Source organism: Mesorhizobium sp. ES1-1, from assembly GCF_020164785.1.
Taxonomy (GTDB): Bacteria; Pseudomonadota; Alphaproteobacteria; order Rhizobiales; family Rhizobiaceae; genus Mesorhizobium.
The window spans coordinates 20,504-34,402 of sequence record NZ_JAIUGX010000003.1; the positions used below are offsets into that span (position 1 = coordinate 20,504).

Genomic DNA, 13,899 nt, shown 5'->3' on the forward strand with positions numbered 1-13,899 from the left:
CCGGGTCGGGTGCGAGACCCAAAAAAGGGGTCGCATCCCGCGCCCTTCGGGACGCGCCGGTTCGGCCGAATGGACATCGTAGAAGGCATGGCGGACATGACAATTGAGGCAAGGCCGGGCCAACCACCATTGGAACACTTGATGCCTGTCGAGCCGGCCATCGTCATCGGCGCCGGCGCGGCCGGGCTCGCCGCAGCACATGCTCTGATCAAGGCAGGCGTGCAAACCGTCATCCTCGAAAAGGAAACCCGGTTGGGCGAACCCTGGCATCGACGCCATCGGCAGCTGCATCTCAACACCCATCGCGATCTGTCGGCACTGCCCGGCGCCGCCTATCCGGCGGGAACTCCCGCCTTTCCCGGAAGGGAGGCGGTTATCCACCATATGAACGCGTTCACGGACAGCAACCGGCTGCCGGTGCGGTTCGGCGTCGCCGTCGAGGACATCACGCTCAAGAGCGACCATTGGGCCGTACGGACCAGCGTCGGCCAGCTCCTGGCCCGCAATGTCATCATCGCCACCGGGCGTGACAGGCAGCCATTCATTCCCGACTGGAAAGGGATGCCGGATTTTGCAGGCCGAATCATCCATTCGGCGGAGTTCGGCGACGCGCGCGACTACGCGGGCAAGAAGGTGTTGGTCGTCGGCGCCGGCAATTCCGGGTTCGATGCTCTCAACCACATGGCGGGCGTGAAGACGGCGGCCATCTGGCTTTCGGCCCGCGGCGGTCCGGCCATCCTGCCCAAGCGCATCTTCCGTATCGCCGTGCACCGGCTTTCGCCGTTGATGGCGCGCTTGCCGCTATGGATGGCTGATGCCGTGATCGCGGGGACGCAGCGCCTGGTCTTCGGCGACCTGACCAAATTCGGCTTGCCGGCCGCGCCTTTGGGAGGCGCCAGCCGCCTTACCACGGACTATACGGCCATCGCCGCCGACGACGGGGCCATAGGCGCCATCAAGGCCGGCAAGATCACCGTTGTGCCCGCCATCAGGGAATTCACCCGCGACGGGGTCGTCCTGGCCAACGGCAATGTCATCCATCCCGATATCGTCATTGCCGCCACAGGCTACCGCACCGACCTTGAGGCCATGGTCGGCAAGCTTGGCGTGCTCGACGCCAGGGGCGTGCCGCTGTTCAACGGCGGCGAAGGCAATCCGGCGTTGCCCGGTCTGTGGTTCACTGGCATGCGTCCCAGCATTCGCGGCTGCTTCGCCAATGCCGCCATCCTCGCCAAGGCGATCGCCAAGCGGATTGCCGGCACGGCTGGCGCTACCGCTGCATCACGCTGATTTCGGCTCGAGCCTGCGAAACCCGACGGCCTCCATCAGCATGTCTTCCTCGACCATGCCGGCATTGTGCAGCGCCAGCAAGTTGAGAGCGATTTCCCTTGCATCGGGCGAGTCGGGCAATGCTTCGCGGCGCCGGCAGGCCTCGTCGAAAACGCGCTGCAACTTAGCGATGTCGGCGGGCTTGAGCAAGCCACGGTCATAAACGGACTTGGGCATGGCCGGTCTCCTTGCAAGAGGAGCTAGGGCATCATTCCTAAATTGCCAGACCTTTCGAAGGCTTGGACGATGTCATTCGACGACGGGAGGGCTTCAATTGCCGAAGCGCCTCCCGAATTGCGGTTCGGGCGGTGTCAGACCGCGATCTTGCCGCCGCCCTGCCTGGTGATGGCGACGACCGAGGGCCGCACGGGCATGTCGGGCTTGAAGTCCGGCCAGCGCGTCGACAGGTCTTCATAATAGGATGGGCGCCCGAAGCCTTCCCAATCCTCACCGCCGTCGCCCGGATGCTGGACGGCGACGAACGCCGTCCGGTCGTCGGGAGCAAATAGCGGGCCGCACATCTCGGCGCCGATGGGCACGCGGAAGAACAGTTTCGAGGTCGCCCGCGCGGCGCCCTGCGTATCCACCGCCCAGAGCCCGTCGGTGCGCCCGGTGGATTTCGGCCCCTGGCCGTCGGTGGCGACCCACAGGCGCCCCGCGGAATCGACGGCGCAATTGTCGGGCATGCCGAACCAGCCATTGGCGGTCGTCGCCGTCGAAAAGGTTGCGCCGACATCGGCCACGGCCGGGTCGCCGCATTTCAGCAGCACCTCCCATTTGCCTTTCGTGCCGGCGAAGTCGCCGTCGTCCTCTGATATTTCGATGATGTGGCCAAAGGCATTCTCGGCGCGGGGATTGGCGGCGTCGACCTGGTCGGCCTTGCGCTTGGAATTGTTGGTCAGCATCACATAGACCTTGCCGTTGACGGCATTGGGCTGAATGTCTTCGGGCCGGTCCATCTTGGTGGCGCCGAGCAGGTCGGCCGCGCGGCGCGTCTCGATCAACACGTCGCCTTGGCCGGCAAAGCCGTTCTCGGCGGTCAGCGGTCCCTGGCCGAAAACGATCGGGAGCCACTCGACGGTGCCGTCCTCGGCGAATTTGGCGACATGCAGCGTGCCATCGTCGAGCAGGTCCTTGTTGGCGGCATGGTCGTCGGCGTCGAAGCGGCCGGCGGTCACGAACTTGTAGACATAGTCGAAACGCTCGTCGTCGCCGAGGTAGAAGACGACACGGCCATCCCTGGCGACGATCGACTCGGCGCCCTCATGCTTGAAGCGGCCCAGTGCCGTGCGCTTTTTGGGCATCGATGTCGGGTCGTTCACATCAACCTCGACGATCCAGCCGAAGCGGTTCGGTTCGTTCGGTTCCTTGCCGAGGTCGAAACGGTCGTAATGCGTGCCCCATTCATAGGCGCCTTCAGGGATGCCGAGGCGCTTGTAGTTGGCGGCTTCCTTGTGGCCTTCGGGCAGCGCGCTGGAGAAATAGCCGTGGATGTTCTCCTCCGACATCACATAGGTACCCCAGGGCGTGACGCCACCGGCGCAATTGTTGATCGTGCCCAACACCCTGGTGCCGGTTGGATCAGCGTTGGTCTTGAGGCGATCGTGGCCGGCGGCCGGGCCGGAAACCACCATCTCGGTATTGGCGGTGATGCGGCGGTTGAGCTTGCCGTCGCGAACCACTTGCCATTTGCCGGCCACCTTGCGGATCTCGACGATGGTGCCGCCATGGGCGGCCATCTCGACATCGACCTGCTCCTTGCTGAGCGGCGCGACCTTTGCCGTCTTCTTGCCGTCCTTCTCGACGATCTCGACGATGCCGGGGAACATAAGATGCGGGTTGGTGTATTCGTGGTTGACGACGAGAAGGCCGTGCTCGGCCGAGCCGTCGATCGGGATATAGCCGACATAGTCATTGTTGTAGCCGAACTGCCGGGACTGGCCTTGCGCCGACTGTTTCGCCGGGTCGAAGTCCGGCGAGTCGGGGAACAGCGGATCGCCCCAGCGCAGCAGCACGTCCGCATCATAGCCCGGCGCGACATGGTGCCTGTCGTCGATGCCGGCCTCGAGTTCGTCGAAGACGAAGGCCGAGCCCTCGGCGGCGCGTGCATCGTCTGCTGCACTCATGGCCAATGGGCCGACCGTGGCGGCGATGGCCGAGACGGCGAGCGATCCTTTCAGGAAGCCGCGTCGCGAGAAGCGCGCGGCGATGATCTCGCCCATGGTCCTGTTATCGGTAGGATTCGTGGCCGGCCCGTCGTTTTCCTCCAGCAGGCTGGTGCGGAATCGGGTGTCGGGAGAGCGTTGTTCGGTCATTGGCTGGCCTCTGGCTTGCTTTGGCTGCGTATGTTGCCTGCTGAAATCCATACCGCCGTCGGATCACATTTTGGTGACATTGCGCGTCGCTTACAACCGGCGGGACACGCTCGGCGGCGCAACCCCTGCTTGACGCGCCCTCCTGCTTCGGAAACAAAGCCGCGATGAGCGCGGCGGAGCCGTTTTCAGGGAGGGCGCGACATTGAGTTTTTCGGGATTGCTGCAGCTTGGCTTTTCGACCTTGATCTTCCTGCTCGGGGCCACAGCCGCCAAGCAATGGGGGTTGGCGCCGAGCCTGGGCAAGATCCTGCTGACGCTGGCGCTCTACTCGCTGGGCAATCTGATCATGCTCAGGCTGATCCGCGAGTTCGGCATGTCGGTGTCGTTCAGCCTGTCGGCGGTCATCCAGCTGGTCTCGGTCAATGTCGTGGCGCTGGTGTTCTTCGGCGAGCGCGTCAACGCGCTGCAGTCCATCGGAATCGTGCTGGCGATTGCGGCTGTGGCCCTGATCACCCTCGGGCCCTATCTGCAAGGACGATTGTAGAGGGCCAATAGCGATGAAGAATGCCGTGACCGCGCTGCTCGGCCGGGTCGAATTCCCGGTGCTGCTGGCCGGGCTTGTCATTGCGGGCGGGCTGTGGGGGTTCGAGGAATTGATGGAGGTGGCGCGCTCCACCACGCCGCATGCCTTCGACACCGAAATCCTGCTGGCCTTCCGCGAGGCCGGGCACCCGGACAGCCCCGTCGGGCCGTTGTGGCTGGAAGGGGTGATCCGCGACATCACCAGCCTCGGAAGTTTCGTCGTGCTGGCGCTGATCACGACAGCGACGATCGTCTATCTGCTGCTGATCCGCCGTTGGACGTCGGCACTTCTTGTCTTCGTCTCGATCGCCGGCGGCCAGCTGCTGTCGAGCCTGCTGAAGCTCGAGGTCGACCGGCCGCGGCCCGAGCTCGTCTCGCATCTCGTCACCGAGACGTCCCTATCCTTTCCAAGTGGCCATGCCATGCTGTCGGCCGTCACCTATCTGACGCTGGGCTCCCTCGCTTCGCGCTTCCTGCATGGCCGGACGGCCAGGATCTATGTGCTGGCGCTGGCGGTGATGACAACCCTGCTGGTCGGGGCGAGCCGCGTCTATCTCGGCGTCCACTGGCCGTCCGACGTGCTGGCGGGGTGGTGCGCGGGCTTCGCCTGGGCGATGGTCTGCTGGCTCGTCGCGCGGGCGCTTCAGCATCGCAAAGCGGTCGAAGAATGATGGAGCATCCATGCCTCAAGCATGCTTGATGATGCTTGAAACATCACAATGATGGTATTATACTCATCCGCAGCAGACTCAGACGGGGATTTCGGCCGATGATCACCGCCGCGCAGATGCGTGCCGCAAGGGCGCTGGCGGGCATCGATCAGAAGACGCTCGCCGAGCGCGCCGGCGTTTCGCTTCCAACCATCCAGCGGATGGAAGCCAGCGACGGCGTGGTCCGGGCCGTGGTCGATACGCTGATGAAGGTCATCCAGGCACTCGATGAGTCCGGGGTGGAACTGATCGGCGACAATCAAGCCAGCGAGCGTGGCGGCAGGGGCGTGCGCCTCAAGCCCCACGCGGCGCCGAACCCTCGATCCTGAGCCGGTACAAAGTCGCGACGGCGACCGCCGACAGTCCTGCCGACGATCCCGCCGCCCTTCACGGAGCGGAAGACAGTCCATGGACCAGGTTCGGCAGGCAATCCATCAATCGTCGCGTCCGACATTCGCAGAAATGTTCACGCCCAAGCTGGTGACGGTGTGGCGCGAAGGCTACACATTCGACCACCTCAAGGCCGATCTGCTCGCCGGCCTGACCGTCGCCATCGTGGCGCTGCCGCTGTCCATGGCCATCGCCATAGCGTCCGGCGTGACGCCGGAGCGCGGCCTCTACACCGCGATCATCGGCGGCTTCCTCATTTCGGCTCTTGGCGGCAGCCGCTTCCAGATCGGCGGCCCGGCCGGCGCCTTCATCGTGCTGGTCGCGGCGACGGTGGCGCGCGTAGGCGTCGATGGATTGCTGCTGGCGACAATGATGGCCGGCGTCTTCCTGCTTGCCATCGGATTTCTCAGGCTCGGCACCTACATCAAGTTCATTCCCTATCCGGTGACGGTCGGCTTCACCGCCGGCATTGCCATCATCATCTTCTCGGGTGAGATCGTCGATCTGTTCGGCCTGAAGCTTGCCGGTAAGGAACCGGGACCGCTGGTGCCGAAGCTGATCGCGATCGGCCATGCCGCGGGGACGGTGAATGTCCAGGCAATGCTGGTGGCGGCGATCACCATCGGCACCATCGTGCTGCTGCGCTGGTGGCGGCCCAAATGGCCGGCCATGCTGATCGCCATCGGGCTTGCATCGCTGGTCGCTGCGCTGCTGTCGCTGCCGGTCGAAACGATCGGCACCCGCTATGGGGGCATTCCGAGCAGTCTGCAACTCCCGTCCCTGCCTCCGGTCAGCCTCGCCAGGATGATCGAGGTGCTGCCGGACGCGACCGCCTTCGCGCTGCTCGGAGCGATCGAATCGCTACTCTCGGCCGTGGTCGCCGACGGCATGACGGGAAGGCGGCACCGCTCCAATTGCGAACTGGTGGCGCAGGGCTTCGCCAACATCGCCTCGAGCCTGTTCGGTGGCATCTGCGCCACCGGCACCATCGCGCGCACCGCCACCAATGTGCGGGCCGGGGCACATGGCCCGGTCGCTGGAATGACGCATTCGACCGTGGTGCTTGTGCTGATGCTGGTGGCCGCGCCACTGGCCAGCTACATCCCGCTCGCGGCCCTGGCCGGGGTGCTGGCGGTGGTCTGCTGGAACATGATCGAGAAACAGGCCTTCGCCACGCTGCTGCGCGCATCGCGCGGCGACGCACTGGTGCTGTTGGCGACGTTCCTGATCGTCATCTTCCGCGACCTGACCGAAGGCATCGTCGTCGGCTTTGCGCTCGGATCGATCCTGTTCATCGACCGCATGTCGAAATCCGTCGCGGTCGAGGCGGACCTGGCGCAGGAGGACGTCGCCGACCGTGGCCAGGCCTATGATTCCAGCGAGGCGGCCGACGCCAGCACCGTCGTCTACCGCATCTCCGGTGCGTTCTTCTTCGGCGCCGCCTCGACGGTGGGCGCCGTGCTGGATCGCATCGCCGACCAGCGCAAGAACTTCATCCTCGACTGTTCCGCCGTCCCGCTATTCGATTCCACAGCAGCCAATGTCATCGAGGGCGCCGCGCACAAGGCCCGGCGGGCCGGCGTGCACTTCATCATCTCAGGCGCTTCGCCACAGATCAGGCGCACGCTTGTCAACCAGGGCGTCAAACCGCCGCTTGTAACCTATGCCGTATCGGTGGAAGAGGCACGGGCGCTTCTGGCACGGGCGCCCGAGCAGGCGTGAGCGTCAGCCCAGGGCTGTCGGAATGGCTGCGGCCTCGCGCGGGACGGCGGCGGCAAGATCGTCGCGCGCCTTGCGGGCAAGTTTGCGTGTCGAGCGCTTCGGACTGTGCGCGAACAGTTCGGCCGCCTGCGCGAGGCAACTCTTCTTCAGCTGCTTTTCCGAGCGCTTCAGGAGCTTGCCCAGTAGCCGGGTGTCTTCGGGCGATCCGAGCGGCTCGCCGTCGCTTTCGAGCAACGCGCGCATGACGAAGACATCGTGCAGAGCGCCCAGCCCCTTGTCGAGTTCGTCGACGGCCTTGCGCCGCCCCTTGATCGATTTCGGCCACAGCCTGCCCAGCAGCGACAGGTGCATGCCATGCGTCTTGGCCGCCTTGCGCAGATCGTGGAAGTCATCGGCCGTGCCACGCGAGCCCGCTTTGTCCAGCGCCTTGCGCGCCCGGCGCAAGGTCACGCGCGCGCCATCCGCCAGGACGTCGGCGGCCTGTTCCGGCTGATCGGGCAAGGCAAGGCTCTCAATCCGCTTTATGCCTTCCTCACAGGCGGCGGTGGCCGCGCCGATGACCGCTTCAAGCCCGCCCCCCTCATGCAATTCATGCTGGCGCGCGGCAAGCCTGTCGCGCACGGTCTCAAGGCCGCCGCCGGCACTTTCCTTGGGGAAGCTTGCCGCCAGCCGGTCGACGGTCTCGATCAGCGCCGTCGCCTCACGGGGCTCGGCAAGCAGGCCGGCGACGTTGCGATAGCACTGGTTCTCCGTGTCACAGAAATGTTCGTCACCGGAATGAACCAGGCGCAGCAGGGCGCGGGCGTTCTTCAGCCGCTTGCGGCACTTGTGCAGCGCCTGTTCCGGCCGGCCGCGCGCCGCGTCGAGATGGTGGAGCGCGCTGCCGATCTCCTCGGTCAGGATGCGCCGGACCTCCCCGGTCAGAGGCCTGCGCGGATCGATACGAAAACTCATGCGGCGATCTCCGGAATCCCCCCGAGGGCGAGCGACGCGTTGTAGAATTTCGGTTCGCCGGTGACTTCCCGGCCGAGCCACTTAGGCAGCATTTCTTCCGGCACCTCGTCCGGCGTCTCCAGTTCGGCGACCACCAGCCCCGCCAGCGCTCCGCCAAAGACATCAACTTCGTAGAGATAGCCACGGTGCCTAACATGGTGACGTGTCTTCTCGATGACACGGCCAAGGGCGAAGTCCAGCATCTCCAAAGCCTCGGAAAGGGGGATGGAATATTCGAACTCGTCGCGCTCACGGGCCGTGGCGCCGAATTTAAGCGTCAGCTTCGCGGATGCGCCATCGCTGATGCGTATGCGCACGGTCCGGCCAGGCGCGGCGGCCAGATAGAACTGGAGGATACGGATATCGGCCTCGACCAGGTCCCGCCATGCGGTGCCGGAGACCAGGAATTTGCGTTCGACTTCCTTGCCCATATGCGCACTAAAGCGTCTGCCCGCCGGCAAGGCAAGACGGGCCGGTCGTCGATTGACTTTAATCAATCGTATGATTAAACGTGTTGCGTGATCAGGTCATCGAACATCAAAGCTGCGCGCCAAGCGGCGTCTCCCGCCGAGCCTACCCGCATGGCGCTGGTGCAGGCGGCGCTGAAATTGTTCGGCAGCCAGGGATTCGACGGCACCTCGACGCGTCAGCTTGCCGCGGAGGCGCAGGCCAATATCGGCTCCATCGCCTATCATTTCGGCGGCAAGGAGGGCCTCCGGGCAGCCGCCGCCGATTATATCGTCGAGACGATCCAGACAGTGGCGGGCCAGGCGCTGGGCGATGCGCTTAAATCTGGCGGGGCGGAGGCGGCGCAGGCGCAGCTTTTCGCCGCCCTCGAGCGGATGATCGGCTTCGTCCTGGTCAGCCCGCAGGCGGGCGAGATCGTGCAGTTCGTGTTGCGCGAGCTGTCGCATCCGACCGCGGCACTCGATCGCATCTATGAAGGCGTGTTCGAGCCGACGCATCGCCAGCTCTGCCAGCTCTGGGAACAGGCGACCGGCGAGCCGGCCGAGAGCGAGGCGACGCGGCTGACCGTGTTCACGCTGATCGGCCAGGTCATCTATTTCCGCATCGGCCGAGAGGCAGTGATGCGCCGCATGGGCTGGCGCGACATCGGCGCCGCCCAGGCCGCCGAGGTGCTGGCGGCCACATCGGGAAATCTCGCGGCCATACTGGCCGCGAGATTGCCTAGCAAGAAGGGGCATGAATCATGAGCTTTCTCTGTTCGCTGCCGCTCGCCGCGCAGCTTTTCGGGGCATGCGCGCCGGTGGCGCCGCTGGCCGTCGGCTATGTCGAGGGTGATTATGTGCTGCTAGCGCCGATCGAGGTGGCGCAGGTCGAGACGGTCACGGTCAAGCGCGGCGATCGGGTCACGTCGGGTACGACCGTGGTGACGCTGGAAAGCGCCGACGCCAGGATCGCCGTCGCCCAGGCCGAGGCGGGGCTCGCCCAGGCGCGGGCGCAACTGGCAGATCTCCAGGTCGGCAAACGGCCGGAGGAGATCGCTGTGCTGAGGGCCGAGGTCGACATGGCCAAGGCCCAGGCGGCCGACGCCAAGCGCAGATACGACCGCGCGGCCGATCTGTTCAAGCGCGGCGCCGGCACCCAGGCGGATTTCGACACTGCCTCGGCGACGCTTGAGACCGCCAGCGCCCAAGTCGGCCAGGCCGGCGCCAATCTCGCCGTCGGCGGCCTGCCGGCGCGTCCCGAAACGATCAAGGCCGCGGAGAACCAGGTCAAGCAGGCGCAGGCGACGCTGGAGCAGGCGCAATGGCGGCTGGCCAAGCGGGTGTTGGCGTCACCGTCTCCGGGCCGAGTCAACGATGTCATCCGCAACCCGGGCGACACGGCCGGCCCGACGGCGCCGGTCATCTCGATCCTGCCCGACGGCGCGGTAAAGCTCAGCGTCTACATTCCAGAAAGCGCCTTTTCCTCGGTCAAGGTCGGCACGGTGCTCGCCGTCCACTGCGATGGCTGTGGTGACGGCGTGAAGGCGCGGGTCAGCTATGTGTCGCCCGACCCCGAGTTCACGCCGCCGGTGATCTATTCGCTCGAGAACCGGCAGAAGCTGGTCTACCTGGTCGAGGCGCGGCCGGAAGGCAGTTCGGGCCCGCTGCAACCTGGCCAGATCGTCGATGTCGAGCTGGACGCCGGACAGTGAACGCCATCGACGTCAAAGGCCTGGTCAAGCGGTTCGGCGACAAGACAGTCGTCGACCATGTGACCATGTCGGTGGCCGAAGGCGAGATCGTCGGCTTTCTGGGGCCGAACGGTTCGGGCAAGACGACCACCATCCGCATCATGTGCGGCCTGCTGACGCCGGATGAGGGCGAGGGCACGGTGCTCGGCTTCGACATCCGGACAGAGAGCCTGCGCATCAAGCGTGAAGTCGGCTACATGACGCAGAAATTCTCGTTCTACGAAGACCTGACGATTGGCGAGAATCTCGAATTCGTGGCGCGTCTCTACCAGCTCAGACCGGTCGAGGACTATGTAGCGCGGACGCTGGAGGAGCTTGGCCTGACATCGCGGCGCAACCAGCTTGCCGGCACGCTCTCAGGCGGCTGGAAGCAGCGTCTGGCGCTGGCGGCCTGCATCATGCACAAGCCCAAGCTGCTGCTGCTCGACGAGCCGACGGCCGGCGTCGACCCCAAGGCGCGGCGTGAATTCTGGGACGAGATCCATCGTCTCGCAAGCGGCGGGCTGACCGTGCTGGTCTCCACCCACTATATGGACGAGGCCGAGCGCTGCCACCGTATCAGCTACATCTCCTATGGCAGGATGCTTGCTACCGGCACTGTCTCCGAGGTCGTCAAGAACGCCGGGCTGACCACTTTCATCCTGCAGGGCCCGCACCTGGACAAGGTCGCGGCGGCGCTGCACGAACGCCCAGGCGTCGACCAGGTGGCGCCGTTCGGCGCCACGCTCCATGTCGTCGGCTCCGACAGGGCCAGGCTCGAGGCAGCGCTCGCCGATGTCGAGAAAGAGCATGAAGGCGTGACCGTTACTCCGGGCGAAACCAGCCTCGAGGATGTCTTCATCCAGTTCATGTCCGGCTCGAAGGACAATATGGCATGAACAGCATGTTTTCCTTCGCGCGGCTCGGCGCGCTGCTGATCAAGGAATTCATCCAGATGCGGCGCGACCGCATCACTTTCGCCATGATGCTCGGCGTGCCGCTGATGCAGCTGGTGCTGTTCGGCTTCGCAATCAACAGCGATCCCAAAAGCCTGCCGACGGCGCTCGTCGCCACCAGCAACGACCAGTATACGCGCGCCATGGTCTCCGCGCTCGAGATGACCGCCTACTATCATTTCGACCATGTGGTGCGCAGCGCCGCCGAGGCCGAGGCGCTGATGGCCAAGGGCGCCGTATCCTTCGTGGTGACCATCCCCGCCGATTTCGCCCGCCGGGTCGAGCGGGGCGACAACCCGCAGATCCTGATCGAGGCCGACGCCACCGATCCTTCCGCGGCGAGCGGCGCCGTCTCGACCCTTGGGCAGGTGGCGAGCCAGGCGCTGCTGCGCGCCCAGGGCATGCAGGAGACGGCGGCCGAGAATGCCAGGGGTCAGCTGCAGGTCGTGGTGCACCGGCGCTATAATCCGGAAGGCGTCTCGCAATACAATATCGTACCCGGCCTGCTCGGCGTCATCCTGCAGATGACCATGGTGATGATGACTGCCATGGCGCTGACCCGGGAGACCGAGCGCGGCACGATGGAAAACCTGCTTGCCATGCCGTCCAGTCCGGCCGAGATCATGCTGGGCAAGGTGCTGCCCTTCCTCGTCGTCGGCGCGGTGCAGATGGTGGTGGTGCTGGTCGCGGCGAAGCTACTGTTCAGCGTTCCGTTCGTCGGGTCGCTGACGCTGCTCCTGTCAGCGGTGCTCGTCTTCGTGCTGTCGCTGGTGCTGCTCGGCTACACGATCTCGACCATGGCGCGCTCGCAGATGCAGGCGATGCAGCTGACTTTCTTCTTCTTCCTGCCGTCGATCATGCTGTCGGGCTTCATGTTCCCCTATCGCGGCATGCCCGGCTGGGCGCAGACCTTGGGCGAGATCTTCCCGCTGACGCATTTCCTGCGCATCACGCGGGCGGTAATGCTGAAGGGCGCGGACTTCAGCGCGATCGGAAGCGAGGTCGGCTGGCTGCTTGTGTTCGTCGTGGTGTTCGCCGGCACGGCGCTGCTGCGCTTCCGGCGCACGCTGGATTAGGCGGCGGCCATGATCCCGGCATAGGTGACGAAATCGACATTGCCGCCGGAAAGCACCACCGCGATGCATTTGCCGGCGAGTGCGATCTCGCCCGAGGACAAGGCCGCCAATCCGACGCAGCCGCCCGGCTCGACCACCAGCTTAAGATGAGCCATGGCATCGCGCATCGCCTGTGCCGTCGCCTGATCGGAGACGGCGATGGAGCCGGCAAGGGTCCGGCGGTTGACCTCGAAGGTGATCAGCCCAGGCTCGGCCGTCAGGATCGCGTCGCAGATCGAGCTGTGGCCCGGCTGGTTCGAAACCCTGGCGCCGGCGGCGAGCGAGTGGCGGGTATCGTCGAAATGCTCCGGCTCGACCGCCCAGACATCGGTGCCGGGAGAGGCGTCCTTGACGGCGATGGAAATGCCGCTAATCAGGCCGCCGCCGCCACAGGGCGCGACCACCGCATCGAGTTCGACGCCCAGAGCCCTCGCCTGGCGCATCAGTTCAAGCCCGATCGTGCCCTGGCCGGCGATGATCGCCGGGTCGTCGAAGGGCGGCACCAGAACCATGCCCCTCTCGATATAGGGTTGCACGATGGTCATGCGGTCGTCGCGAAAGCGGTCGAACGGCACCACCTCCGCGCCCATCGTGCGGACATTGCCGATCTTCATCGCCGGCGCGTCGGCGGGCATGGCGATGACCGCCTTGACCCCGAACATGGCGGCGGAGGCTGCAACCCCCTGCGCGTGATTGCCCGAGGAGAAGGCGACGACGCCGCGGCTGCGCTCCTCTTCGCTCAGCGAGGACAATTTGTTGTAGGCGCCGCGGAACTTGAACGAACCGGTGCGCTGCAGCGTCTCCGGCTTGAACAGGATACGGCCGCCGAAGCGCTTGTTGAGTTCCTGCGACTCGATCAGCGGGGTTTCGACGATCAGGCCGGAGAGCCGGGCGGCGGCGGCGTGGATGTCGGCGATGCCGGGAGGGGCGATGGCGGTCATGGCAGGTCCGGAGAAGAGGTGTCGTTCACGCATGATGCTCGCAAAGGCATGGGGCGCACCATTGGAAAAATGTGACCGTTACAATGTTGGCGGTTTTTGGGGGGCACGGCGGCACGCCCCCCTCTGCCCTGCCGGGCATCTCCCCCACGAGGGGGGAGATCAAGCGCTCAAGACTCTTCGCCAATCTCCAATGCTTACAAAAACGCGCTGCACTCGAAGCTGCCAATCTCCCCCCTCGTGGGGGAGATGGCCGGCAGGCCAGAGGGGGGCGCTCTCCCGCCCATACGCTCGGCAGTTTCACCCCAGCAAAGCCCTCTGCCTCTTTGTGCCACCCAGCTTGCGCCAATTGTTGAAGCGGTGGCTGGCGGCGGCAAATGAGATCTTCATCTGCTGGGCGACGGAATAGCGCGACTTGCCTTCGTCGAACATCCGGTAGCAGCATTCGACGCCCTCCTCCGTCAGCTTGCCGTCCTGGGCCTTGTTGTGGGGGTTGGCGGGGTCGAACTTCTCGACCCGCTGCTCAACCAGCCCTTTCAGGCGCTGCAGATCGGCCTCGATGCTGGCGATGAGATCGAGAACGGGCTTTGGGTCAAAGTTCTGAGGAGATTGTGCCGTCATCCGATGGATCCTTCTGCTGGTTCCCACACTATATAAGTGAACATTCACT

The 13,899-nt window shown here is 65.2% G+C and carries 15 protein-coding genes; 9 read left to right on the forward strand and 6 right to left on the reverse strand.

Annotated features, from left to right (window positions below; translation table 11 throughout):
- The first annotated feature begins 87 nt into the window (after positions 1–87).
- Positions 88–1,290 (forward strand): flavin-containing monooxygenase, encoded by a 1,203-nt coding sequence (locus tag LB513_RS05355; protein WP_411962687.1) that lies wholly within the window; start codon positions 88–90, stop codon positions 1,288–1,290.
- On the opposite strand, the gene LB513_RS05360 is transcribed toward LB513_RS05355, so the two are convergent.
- Together LB513_RS05360 and LB513_RS05365 are read right to left on the reverse strand one after the other, a co-directional pair.
- Entirely contained in the window at positions 1,282–1,506 is a 225-nt protein-coding gene (locus LB513_RS05360; protein ID WP_224662434.1) for a hypothetical protein, read from the reverse strand. The two genes, LB513_RS05355 and LB513_RS05360, sit on opposite strands and share 9 nt — an antisense overlap.
- Before the next feature lie 134 nt (positions 1,507–1,640).
- Positions 1,641–3,644 carry a PhoX family protein gene (locus tag LB513_RS05365; protein ID WP_224662435.1) on the reverse strand — a complete coding sequence of 668 codons (2,004 nt, stop codon included), beginning with the start codon at positions 3,642–3,644 and terminating at the stop codon, positions 1,641–1,643.
- 202 nt (positions 3,645–3,846) lie between these two features.
- Between LB513_RS05365 and LB513_RS05370 the strand changes: the two genes are divergently transcribed.
- The 4 genes from LB513_RS05370 to LB513_RS05385 all read left to right on the forward strand — a co-directional run bounded on the left by LB513_RS05370 (position 3,847) and on the right by LB513_RS05385 (position 7,048).
- Complete coding sequence (locus LB513_RS05370) at positions 3,847–4,188, forward strand: hypothetical protein (protein WP_224662436.1); 342 nt, start codon at positions 3,847–3,849, stop codon at positions 4,186–4,188.
- 13 nt (positions 4,189–4,201) lie between these two features.
- The gene (locus tag LB513_RS05375) at positions 4,202–4,897 is read left to right on the forward strand and encodes a phosphatase PAP2 family protein (protein ID WP_224662437.1); all 696 of its coding nucleotides are present in this window, start codon (positions 4,202–4,204) and stop codon (positions 4,895–4,897) included.
- Between the two features lie 98 nt (positions 4,898–4,995).
- Positions 4,996–5,265 carry a helix-turn-helix domain-containing protein gene (locus LB513_RS05380; RefSeq protein WP_224662438.1) on the forward strand — a complete coding sequence of 90 codons (270 nt, stop codon included), beginning with the start codon at positions 4,996–4,998 and terminating at the stop codon, positions 5,263–5,265.
- A gap of 79 nt (positions 5,266–5,344) precedes the next feature.
- A complete protein-coding gene (locus tag LB513_RS05385) occupies positions 5,345–7,048 on the forward strand; it encodes a SulP family inorganic anion transporter (RefSeq protein ID WP_224662439.1) in 1,704 nt (567 codons plus the stop codon).
- Between the two features lie 3 nt (positions 7,049–7,051).
- Here the strand turns inward: LB513_RS05385 and LB513_RS05390 are convergent, their stop codons facing one another.
- Together LB513_RS05390 and LB513_RS05395 are read right to left on the reverse strand one after the other, a co-directional pair.
- Positions 7,052–8,002 (reverse strand): CHAD domain-containing protein, encoded by a 951-nt coding sequence (locus LB513_RS05390; protein ID WP_224662440.1) that lies wholly within the window; start codon positions 8,000–8,002, stop codon positions 7,052–7,054.
- On the reverse strand, positions 7,999–8,472 hold the full coding sequence (locus LB513_RS05395) for a CYTH domain-containing protein (protein WP_224662441.1): 474 nt from the start codon (positions 8,470–8,472) through the stop codon (positions 7,999–8,001). The genes LB513_RS05390 and LB513_RS05395 overlap by 4 nt, the downstream gene beginning before the upstream one ends.
- Positions 8,473–8,622: 150 nt before the next feature.
- Here LB513_RS05395 and LB513_RS05400 point away from each other — a divergent pair, with 150 nt between their 5' ends.
- From LB513_RS05400 to LB513_RS05415, 4 genes are read left to right on the forward strand one after another with little or no spacing between them, the layout of a single operon-like run.
- Positions 8,623–9,255, forward strand: a complete 633-nt coding sequence (locus tag LB513_RS05400) for a CerR family C-terminal domain-containing protein (RefSeq protein ID WP_263481978.1) — start codon at positions 8,623–8,625, stop codon at positions 9,253–9,255.
- Complete coding sequence (locus LB513_RS05405) at positions 9,252–10,202, forward strand: HlyD family secretion protein (RefSeq protein WP_224662443.1); 951 nt, start codon at positions 9,252–9,254, stop codon at positions 10,200–10,202. Before LB513_RS05400 ends, LB513_RS05405 begins: the two co-directional genes overlap by 4 nt.
- A complete protein-coding gene (locus LB513_RS05410) occupies positions 10,199–11,119 on the forward strand; it encodes an ABC transporter ATP-binding protein (RefSeq protein WP_224662444.1) in 921 nt (306 codons plus the stop codon). Before LB513_RS05405 ends, LB513_RS05410 begins: the two co-directional genes overlap by 4 nt.
- On the forward strand, positions 11,116–12,252 hold the full coding sequence (locus tag LB513_RS05415; protein WP_224662445.1) for an ABC transporter permease: 1,137 nt from the start codon (positions 11,116–11,118) through the stop codon (positions 12,250–12,252). The genes LB513_RS05410 and LB513_RS05415 overlap by 4 nt, the downstream gene beginning before the upstream one ends.
- On the opposite strand, the gene LB513_RS05420 is transcribed toward LB513_RS05415, so the two are convergent.
- Positions 12,249–13,232 carry a threonine/serine dehydratase gene (locus tag LB513_RS05420; RefSeq protein WP_224662446.1) on the reverse strand — a complete coding sequence of 328 codons (984 nt, stop codon included), beginning with the start codon at positions 13,230–13,232 and terminating at the stop codon, positions 12,249–12,251. The two genes, LB513_RS05415 and LB513_RS05420, sit on opposite strands and share 4 nt — an antisense overlap.
- Before the next feature lie 297 nt (positions 13,233–13,529).
- A complete protein-coding gene (locus tag LB513_RS05425; RefSeq protein WP_224662447.1) occupies positions 13,530–13,850 on the reverse strand; it encodes a hypothetical protein in 321 nt (106 codons plus the stop codon).
- Positions 13,851–13,899 lie beyond the last annotated feature (49 nt).

What these genes read in the sequence shown, in the direction of transcription:
- LB513_RS05355 (WP_411962687.1), top strand. Translation starts at nt 88, where the DNA reads ATGGCGGACATGACAATTGAGGCAAGGCCGGGCCAACCACCATTGGAA.
- LB513_RS05360 (WP_224662434.1), bottom strand. Translation starts at nt 1,506, where the DNA reads ATGCCCAAGTCCGTTTATGACCGTGGCTTGCTCAAGCCCGCCGACATC.
- LB513_RS05365 (WP_224662435.1), bottom strand. Translation starts at nt 3,644, where the DNA reads ATGACCGAACAACGCTCTCCCGACACCCGATTCCGCACCAGCCTGCTG.
- LB513_RS05375 (WP_224662437.1), top strand. Translation starts at nt 4,202, where the DNA reads ATGAAGAATGCCGTGACCGCGCTGCTCGGCCGGGTCGAATTCCCGGTG.
- LB513_RS05380 (WP_224662438.1), top strand. Translation starts at nt 4,996, where the DNA reads ATGATCACCGCCGCGCAGATGCGTGCCGCAAGGGCGCTGGCGGGCATC.
- LB513_RS05385 (WP_224662439.1), top strand. Translation starts at nt 5,345, where the DNA reads ATGGACCAGGTTCGGCAGGCAATCCATCAATCGTCGCGTCCGACATTC.
- LB513_RS05390 (WP_224662440.1), bottom strand. Translation starts at nt 8,002, where the DNA reads ATGAGTTTTCGTATCGATCCGCGCAGGCCTCTGACCGGGGAGGTCCGG.
- LB513_RS05395 (WP_224662441.1), bottom strand. Translation starts at nt 8,472, where the DNA reads ATGGGCAAGGAAGTCGAACGCAAATTCCTGGTCTCCGGCACCGCATGG.
- LB513_RS05400 (WP_263481978.1), top strand. Translation starts at nt 8,623, where the DNA reads ATGGCGCTGGTGCAGGCGGCGCTGAAATTGTTCGGCAGCCAGGGATTC.
- LB513_RS05405 (WP_224662443.1), top strand. Translation starts at nt 9,252, where the DNA reads ATGAGCTTTCTCTGTTCGCTGCCGCTCGCCGCGCAGCTTTTCGGGGCA.
- LB513_RS05415 (WP_224662445.1), top strand. Translation starts at nt 11,116, where the DNA reads ATGAACAGCATGTTTTCCTTCGCGCGGCTCGGCGCGCTGCTGATCAAG.
- LB513_RS05420 (WP_224662446.1), bottom strand. Translation starts at nt 13,232, where the DNA reads ATGACCGCCATCGCCCCTCCCGGCATCGCCGACATCCACGCCGCCGCC.
- LB513_RS05425 (WP_224662447.1), bottom strand. Translation starts at nt 13,850, where the DNA reads ATGACGGCACAATCTCCTCAGAACTTTGACCCAAAGCCCGTTCTCGAT.